Below are 8,046 nucleotides of genomic sequence, written 5' to 3'. Positions count from 1 at the left end.
CTGCTGACGGAGGAGGAAGCCGGCAATCTGGTCAACGAGGAAGAAGTCCGTGCGCAGGCACTCGAACGGGTGGAACAGCACGGCATCGTGTTCATCGACGAAATCGACAAGGTGGCCAAACGTGGAGAATACGGCGGTGGTGAAGTCTCACGCGAAGGCGTGCAACGCGACTTGCTGCCCATCATCGAAGGTTCGACCGTCAACACCAAGCTCGGCATGGTCAGGACCGACCATATTCTGTTTATAGCTTCCGGCGCATTCCACCTGAGCAAGCCGTCGGACCTCATCCCGGAATTGCAGGGCCGCCTGCCGATCCGTGTCGAGCTTGAAGCCTTATCGGCAAAAGACTTCGTGCGGATTCTAACCGAGCCGGATGCGGCGCTGATTCGCCAACACACCGCCTTGCTGGCAGCCGAACAATTCAACGTGCAGTTCAGTGACGAAGCCATCCACCGGATCGCTGAAATCGCCTTTGAGGTGAATCGCCGCACCGAGAATATCGGGGCCCGCCGTCTGCACACCGTGATGGAACACCTGCTCGAAGCACTGAGCTTCGAGGCCGATACACGCAGTGGTGAGACGATGAACATCGATGCCGATTTCGTCGATCAACGTCTGGGCGCCTTGGCCGAGGACGAAGACCTCAGCCGCTTCATTCTATAAAGCTTCGGGCGAACAACATGCCACAACCCCATACCAACACGCGCCTCACCGATCTTAAATGGCACAAACGCCAACAGACCATCAGCCTGCGTTTCGCAGATGGCACCGAAGGCACGCTCTCTGCTGAATTCCTGCGGGTATTCAGCCCGTCGGCCGAAGTGCGCGGTCATGGCGGCGGCGAGGCCATGCTGGTGATCGGCAAGGAACAGGTCAAGATCGTGGCCATCGAACCGGTGGGACGGTATGCGGTCAAACTGGTGTTTGATGATGGCCATGATAGCGGCCTGTACGACTGGAATACGCTGCATGATTTCTGCCTGAACAAGGACGCCATGTGGCAACGCTATATTGAGCGCCTGGAAGCCGTGGGCCTTTCACGTGCAACAGCCAAAGCACCCAAAAACCTGTTGATCAAAGACCTTTTGGCCGATAATCAGGAAAATTGATCATTTACGTTACTTCTGGAGTCCAGCATGAGTGAACAGACACATTTTGGCTATCGTCAGGTGCCGGTCGAAGAGAAGGCCAAACTGGTCGGCCGTGTCTTCGACTCCGTAGCCAACCGCTACGATGTCATGAACGATGCTATGTCGCTGGGCATTCATCGACTCTGGAAGCGCGTGGCACTGGAGCATACCGGACTACGGGCAGGAATGCGCGCGCTGGATCTTGCTTCCGGTACGGGCGATCTCGCCTTGAAAATGGCCGGCATGGTTGGCGAGAAGGGACTGGTCATTCTCTCCGACATCAACCAAAGCATGTTGCACGAAGGCCGGGCCAAGCTCGACAATGCCGGTGTTGTCGGCAACGTCGATTATTGTCTGGCCAATGCGCAGTACCTTCCCTTCCCGAGCAATCATTTCGACTGTGTGACCATCGGTTTCGGGCTGCGCAATGTCACAGACAAAGGCATGGCGCTGCGTGAAATGGCACGCGTGATCAAGCCGGGCGGACGGGTCGTCGTGCTCGAATTCTCCAAGCCCTTCTCGCCACTGATCAGTAAAGCCTACGATCTCTACTCATTCACCGCCCTGCCCGCGCTTGGAAAAATTCTGGCCAAAGATGCCGATAGTTACCGCTATCTCGCCGAATCCATTCGCATGCATCCCGATCAGGAGGCACTGAAAGCCTTGATGATCGAATCGGGTTTTGACCACGTTGATGTGCATAATCTGACGCTGGGAGTGGTGGCGCTTCACATCGGCTACAAATACTGACGATGTCAGCCACGAATAAGGCAGTTCAGCGCATCCGGTCAACCAGGGCCCCGGACGTTTCATGACACAACCTGAACCGACACGAGCACCACCAAGGCAGCCTTGGTGGTTACGGATTCTAGGTGTATCCGCACTGGTTGTTGCACCGCTGATCTGGTGGCTGAGTGCTTACCCCCCTGCCCCCTTTGGTACAACAGCCATGGATGAGCGCATCAGCCGTTCATTCGAAAAGGCGCCGCAACTTGAGCAGGTACGTCATCGAGGATATCTGCGCGTCGCCACCCTGATCAACCCCACCATTTATGTTCCAGACAAGAACCAGCCTCAAGGACTGGAATACGACCTTGTTACCCGTTTTGCGGCCAGCTTGGGTTTGGGTGTTCGATTTATCGTCGCCAAGAACATTGATAACGCCTACAAACTCGTAGCCGAAAACAAAGTTGATTTTGCGGCAGCAGGGCTCGTGGTAAATCTCGCCCGAGAAAACAAATTTCGTTATGGCCCGAGTTATTTATCCGTACGACGACAGCTGATCTATCGTCAAGGCGTGGATAAACCAAAAAGTCTTCAGGATATCGGCAACGCCACCCTTGCTGTGGAACAAGGCTCCAGCAACCAACACTGGCTTGATGAGCGCAATAAGGATGGCCTGCTCAATATCGCATCACATGATGTTGCCAACCCAACTGATAACAGTGCCATGCCAGACGACGGCTATGCTATTCGCATCAAACTGGAAGAAAGCAGTCTCGGCACACTGGAAGCACTGGAAAAGGGTACGGTCGATTACGGCATTGTGTTGTCGCATGAAGCCATGCTCGGGCAAAAATTATCGGACAAAATCAAGGTGGCAACCGACCTTGGGCCTCCAGTTTCTTTTGCGTGGGCCTTTTCGCGCCTCGCCGATGAATCCCTGCTGGACAAGGCACGCCAGTTTTTTGCCACCATACGCGCCAACAATGAACTCAAGAACCTGATCGATCGTCACTACGCCCAGTTCGAACAGCTCGATCAGCAATTGGCGCAACAGTTCATCGAAGATGTGGACAAGCGTATTTCACCATATATCGCTGCATTCAAGGCTGCGGGGACGAAATACCACATTGACTGGCGATTGTTGGCAGCGATGGCATATCAGGAATCAAAATGGGATCCTGAGGCACGCTCCCACATGGGCGCATACGGCATCATGCAGATCACGGCACCGACCGCACAGGATATCGGTCTGATCGACCCGGCCAACCCCGTGAAGAACATCATGGCTGCCGCAAAATACCTGGATCAACTTCGTGCACTCATCCCGGACGACGCAAAGGAACCCGACCGTACCTATCTTGCCATGGCCGCCTATAACATCGGTATCGGCCATCTGACTGATGCCATCAAGCTGACCAAGCTACAGGGCGGTGATCCGAATCGGTGGCGAGACATCCGTGAACGGCTGGCTCTGTTATCCAATCCAAAGTATTACCGGCAGTTACGCAATGGGTATGCCCGTGGGGAAGAAACGATCCAATATGTCGAGAACATTCGTGCATTGCACGACCTGATGATCTGGGTCGAAACACAACATAACCTCATTCAAGACGCGAAACAGTAGTCTCGGTAGAACGTCACTCATGTCGATAGATATTGCAGTGTGGAATTATCGGGCTTGATCTTTGTAAATCAGTCGCTTGAAGGCATGCTGGCGAGGATGTCACTGACTACCTCGGCAGGATAAGGAGCACGCGTGATCGGGCGACCCACCACGATGGACGTTGCGCCAGCTAAGATAGCTTCCGACGGCGTCATCACACGGGATTGATCATCAAGCGCTGCGCCAGTCGGCCTGATGCCCGGTGTGACGATCGCAGGCACGGGTTGCGTGAAAATTTGACGCATCCTATTCGCTTCCCAAGCAGAGCAGACAACACCATCCAATCCTTCTTGCTGAGCCAAACTCGCGAGCATGGACACCTGCTCCGCCAGTGGCCGGGTAATTCCCACCTCGGCCAGAGCGGATTGGTCCATTGATGTCAGCACCGTTACAGCGATAAGGGCCGGTGAATCCGCTGATTGCGGCACCGCACGACGAGCAGCAGCCATCATGGCACGTCCACCACTTGCATGAACATTGACCAAACGCACACCCAGATCACAGGCCGCCTTGCAGGCCTGCTCGACTGTATGCGGGATATCATGGAACTTGAGATCCAGAAAAACAGGGAAGCCCTGATGGACCAAACGACGAACCAGATCAGGCCCGCCCCGGGTAAACAGTTCTTTTCCCACCTTGAGCCCGCAATGACCGGGATTCAACCGATCGACAAAGGGCTCAACCAACTTCGGATCGGCAAAATCCAGCGCTACATAAAGCCGAGGTTGAAGAGCGGTCTCTGACATGGTTATGTCTTATTCGCCGCGAATGGCTTGACCCGCTTTTTCATTAACCCGTTCACGCAATTCCTTACCGGGTTTGAAATGAGGGACGTATTTTGAGTCCAGAGCAACACTCTCACCCGATTTCGGGTTACGGCCGATACGCGGCTTGCGGTAATTCAGGGAAAAGCTGCCAAAACCGCGAATCTCAATCCGATCGCCGCGAGCCATAGAGGAGATCATCTCATCGAGCATCAGTTTTACCGATGTATCAATATCACGAAGTGAAAGATATTTCTGACGATCCGCCAGGCGGTCGATCAACTCTGATTTTGTCATGCCAGTCATCCTGTAATTTTGGTTTTAGTGACCACGTTGAGTACGTTACATTTTGTCGAAGAAGAATGTTTCAATAAAATCTGCTTTGAAAAAATGGTTTGGGTTTCAACGGACAAACCCAAACTAATGAATCAAAAACGCCATCACATGATGGCGTCTTTTCTTCAAGCTAATCCGTTCTCTTATTCAGAGCGATTGAGCTGTTCTTTCAGCAGATCACCCAAGGTCGGGTTGCTGACGGTCGCGCGGCTGCTCAGTTCTTCCATTGCTTCGGACTCTTCCTGAGAATCCTTGGCACGGATAGAGAGGCTGACCATACGGTTTTTACGATCGACGCCCATCACTTTCGCTTCAACGGCATCACCTTCCTTGAGGACGGTGCGTGCATCGTCGATACGATCACGAGAGATGTCGGAGGCACGCAGGTAGCCTTCCACGCCTTCGCCCAGATCAATCACCGCACCACGGGCATCAACCTCGCGAACGGTACCGTTCACGATCTTGCCTTTCTGGTTGTCGGCTGTGTAGTCGCCGATCGGGTCGCTTTCGAGCTGTTTCAAGCCCAGAGAAATGCGCTCGCGCTCCGGATCGATTGCGATAACAACCGCTTCGATTTCCTCGCCTTTCTTGAACTGACGCACGGCTTCTTCGCCTGGTTCGTTCCAGGAGAGATCAGACAGGTGAATCAGGCCATCGATACCGCCATCCAGGCCAATGAACACACCGAAGTCAGTGATCGACTTGATTTGACCGCTAACCTTGTCGCCCTTCTGGTGCGTAGCAGCAAAAGCATCCCAAGGATTGGACTGGCACTGCTTCATGCCCAGAGAAATCCGGCGGCGTTCTTCGTCGATGTCCAGAATCATGACTTCGACTTCGTCGCCTACTGATACAACCTTGCCCGGGTTGACGTTCTTGTTGGTCCAATCCATTTCGGAAACGTGAACCAGACCTTCAACACCGTTATCGATTTCAACGAAGCAACCGTAGTCTGTCAGGTTGGTCACTTTGCCGAACATACGGCTACCGATCGGGAAGCGGCGAGCCAGATCGCTCCATGGGTCTTCACCCATTTGCTTCATGCCCAGTGATACGCGGTTACGTTCACGATCGAACTTCAATACTTTAACGTCAACTTCATCACCGATGTTCACCACTTCAGAAGGATGCTTGACGCGTTTCCACGCCATATCGGTAATGTGCAGCAGGCCGTCGATGCCACCGAGGTCGAGGAACGCACCATAATCGGTAAGGTTCTTGACTACGCCGCGCAGAACCATGCCTTCCTGCAACTGATCGAGCAGCGCATCGCGTTCGGCGCTGTACTCTTGCTCAACAACGGCACGGCGTGACACCACAACGTTGTTGCGTTTCTGATCGAGTTTGATGATCTTGAATTCGACATCCTTACCTTCGAGGTAAGTGGTATCGCGGATCGGACGCACATCGACGAGTGAACCCGGCAGGAACGCACGGATTTCGCCCATCTCGACGGTAAAGCCACCTTTGACCTTGCCGGTAATGCGACCGGTAACAATTTCTTCGTTCTTGAAAGATTTTTCAAGCGCTGTCCACGCGCGGGCACGCAATGCTTTTTCGCGTGAAAGCTTGGTTTCGCCGAAACCATCTTCAACCGACTCAAGTGCGACATCAACCTTATCGCCAACCTTGACGGTCAACTCGCCGTTTTCATCAAGAAACTCGGCTGCGGGAATCACACCTTCAGATTTCAGGCCCGTGTCGATGACGACAAAATCGCCATTGATGGCAACGACGGTGCCTTCGATGATGGCACCCGGCTGCATTACTGCATTTTTTTGACTCTCTTCAAAGAGATCGGCAAAACTTTCAATTTGAGCTGACATGAATACTTCGTTCCAAAAAATACGACCAGACGCTCCGAATGACTGTCTGTCGTGGTGGTTAAAAGGCTGACCATTCCGCGTCCCTGGGTTGGCAGTCCGAGCAGTTGCGTTAAATCAAACAACACCTTGCGCGCGAATGAATTCCATCATCCGGGCTTCAACGGCCTCAATCGACAGATGCGTGGAATCAACCACCAGGGCATCTTCGGCAGGAACAAGGGGCGCGATTGCCCGATTGCGATCCCGATCATCCCGAGCCTGTATCTCGTCGACGAGGGCGGCTAAATTAGCACTTAAACCATTCTCGATCAACTGTTTATAACGTCGCTTGGCCCGAATTTCTGCGCTGGCGTCCAAAAAAAGTTTGGCAGGCGCATCCGGAAAGACGACGGTGCCCATATCGCGGCCATCGGCGACTAGCCCCGGTGCTTCTGCAAACGCCCGTTGACGCGCTAGCAACGCCGCACGCACGTCGGGCCGCGCTGCAATTTTTGAAGCCATTGCGCCGGTTTGTTCCGTCCGCAACTCCGAGTCGACGCACGCGTCGTCCAGGTAGGCTGCGCCATCTGGATCAAAATGCACATTGAGTGTCTGCGCGACGGCAGCCACTTCGGGATCATCCAGATCGATGTTCCGCTTCCGGGCTGCCAAAGCAGTCAAGCGGTACAGCGCACCGGAATCCAGCAGATGAAAACCGAGTTTTTCGGCCAGACGCCTTGCCAATGTGCCTTTGCCAGAGCCACTGGGCCCGTCAATCGTAATGACCGGAATCATGCGCGTTCCTCCGAAGCCAGCTGATCGATCAGACCACCGCCACAGCGACGAAACAGATCCGCAAATCCGGGGAATGAGGTTTCGACGAACTCACAGTTATGAATCGTGATCGTGCCTGCCGCGCGCAAGCCCGCCACGGCGAAGGACATGGCGATACGGTGGTCACCCTGGCTCCATATTTCTGCAGAACCAAAGGGCAGGCTGTTTGTCCCCTTCCCTTCAATAATCAGGCCGTCCGGCGTGGCCGTGGCCCTGACGCCCAATTTGTTGAGCCCATCGGCCATGACGGCAATACGATCAGACTCCTTCACGCGAAGCTCCTCGGCACCCGTCAGGACGGTTCGCCCTTCGGCACAGGCCGCCGCAACGAACAACACCGGGAACTCATCGATGGCAAGCGGAACGAGCGCTTCGGGTATGTCGATGCCACGCAGCTTCGCACTTTTGATCCGGACATCCGCGACTGGCTCCCCACCTACTTCACATGGATTGAGCAGGGTAATGTCTGCGCCCATGAGTTTCAGAATATCGATCACGCCGGTGCGCGTTGGATTCATGCCCACATGTTCGAGCGTGATATCGGCCTCTGGCGCGATACTGGCCGCCACCATGAAAAAGGCAGCCGATGAAATATCTGCGGGCACATCGATCTGACGGGCAATGAGTTGGCCGCCACCTTCAAGACACGCCGTCGAACCCTCGCGCGCCACCGGATAACCAAACCCAGTCAACATACGCTCGGTGTGGTCCCGCGTTGGCGCCGGTTCCGTCACGCAGGTCTTGCCCTCTGCATACAGCCCGGCCAGCAGAACACAGGATTTGACCTG

General features: G+C 54.4%; 8 protein-coding genes and 1 pseudogene. 4 read left to right on the top strand and 5 right to left on the bottom strand.

What is annotated here, in order from left to right:
• The 4 genes from PHD44_RS11775 to mltF all read left to right on the top strand — a co-directional run.
• Nucleotides 1-663 (top strand): AAA family ATPase (locus PHD44_RS11775; protein WP_300191972.1); only part of this gene is annotated, 663 nt, incomplete at its 5' end.
• Nucleotides 664-680: 17 nt separating this feature from the next.
• Entirely contained in the window at nucleotides 681-1,109 is a 429-nt protein-coding gene (locus PHD44_RS11770) for a DUF971 domain-containing protein (protein ID WP_300191970.1), read from the top strand.
• 27 nt (nucleotides 1,110-1,136) lie between these two features.
• Nucleotides 1,137-1,880 (top strand): bifunctional demethylmenaquinone methyltransferase/2-methoxy-6-polyprenyl-1,4-benzoquinol methylase UbiE, encoded by a 744-nt coding sequence (gene ubiE / locus PHD44_RS11765; RefSeq protein ID WP_300191968.1) that lies wholly within the window; start codon nucleotides 1,137-1,139, stop codon nucleotides 1,878-1,880.
• Nucleotides 1,881-1,941: 61 nt separating this feature from the next.
• Nucleotides 1,942-3,480, top strand: coding sequence for a membrane-bound lytic murein transglycosylase MltF (gene mltF, locus PHD44_RS11760; protein ID WP_300191966.1), 1,539 nt, complete (start codon nucleotides 1,942-1,944; stop codon nucleotides 3,478-3,480).
• 68 nt (nucleotides 3,481-3,548) lie between these two features.
• Here mltF and pyrF read toward each other — a convergent pair whose 3' ends face one another.
• The 5 genes and pseudogenes from pyrF to PHD44_RS11735 form a co-directional block, all read right to left on the bottom strand.
• Complete coding sequence (gene pyrF, locus PHD44_RS11755; RefSeq protein WP_300191964.1) at nucleotides 3,549-4,265, bottom strand: orotidine-5'-phosphate decarboxylase; 717 nt, start codon at nucleotides 4,263-4,265, stop codon at nucleotides 3,549-3,551.
• Between the two features lie 9 nt (nucleotides 4,266-4,274).
• Entirely contained in the window at nucleotides 4,275-4,580 is a 306-nt protein-coding gene (locus PHD44_RS11750; protein WP_290677414.1) for an integration host factor subunit beta, read from the bottom strand.
• A gap of 182 nt (nucleotides 4,581-4,762) precedes the next feature.
• Complete coding sequence (gene rpsA, locus PHD44_RS11745) at nucleotides 4,763-6,445, bottom strand: 30S ribosomal protein S1 (RefSeq protein ID WP_300191961.1); 1,683 nt, start codon at nucleotides 6,443-6,445, stop codon at nucleotides 4,763-4,765.
• A 114-nt stretch (nucleotides 6,446-6,559) separates the two neighbouring features.
• A complete protein-coding gene (cmk, locus tag PHD44_RS11740; RefSeq protein WP_300191959.1) occupies nucleotides 6,560-7,219 on the bottom strand; it encodes a (d)CMP kinase in 660 nt (219 codons plus the stop codon).
• Nucleotides 7,216-8,046 (bottom strand): annotated as a pseudogene (locus tag PHD44_RS11735) (3-phosphoshikimate 1-carboxyvinyltransferase); the annotation flags it as partial. The gene cmk and the pseudogene PHD44_RS11735, both read right to left, overlap by 4 nt.

The organism is Halothiobacillus sp., assembly GCF_028710545.1.
GTDB lineage: Bacteria > Pseudomonadota > Gammaproteobacteria > Halothiobacillales > Halothiobacillaceae > Halothiobacillus.
Note: the sequence above shows the minus strand (reverse complement) of the source record. Positions and strands in the feature narration are given on the sequence as shown.

Excerpts from the sequence above, each read along its gene's own strand:
- PHD44_RS11770 (WP_300191970.1), top strand. The coding sequence starts at position 681 with ATGCCACAACCCCATACCAACACGCGCCTCACCGATCTTAAATGGCAC.
- ubiE (WP_300191968.1), top strand. The coding sequence starts at position 1,137 with ATGAGTGAACAGACACATTTTGGCTATCGTCAGGTGCCGGTCGAAGAG.
- mltF (WP_300191966.1), top strand. The coding sequence starts at position 1,942 with ATGACACAACCTGAACCGACACGAGCACCACCAAGGCAGCCTTGGTGG.
- pyrF (WP_300191964.1), bottom strand. The coding sequence starts at position 4,265 with ATGTCAGAGACCGCTCTTCAACCTCGGCTTTATGTAGCGCTGGATTTT.
- PHD44_RS11750 (WP_290677414.1), bottom strand. The coding sequence starts at position 4,580 with ATGACAAAATCAGAGTTGATCGACCGCCTGGCGGATCGTCAGAAATAT.
- rpsA (WP_300191961.1), bottom strand. The coding sequence starts at position 6,445 with ATGTCAGCTCAAATTGAAAGTTTTGCCGATCTCTTTGAAGAGAGTCAA.
- cmk (WP_300191959.1), bottom strand. The coding sequence starts at position 7,219 with ATGATTCCGGTCATTACGATTGACGGGCCCAGTGGCTCTGGCAAAGGC.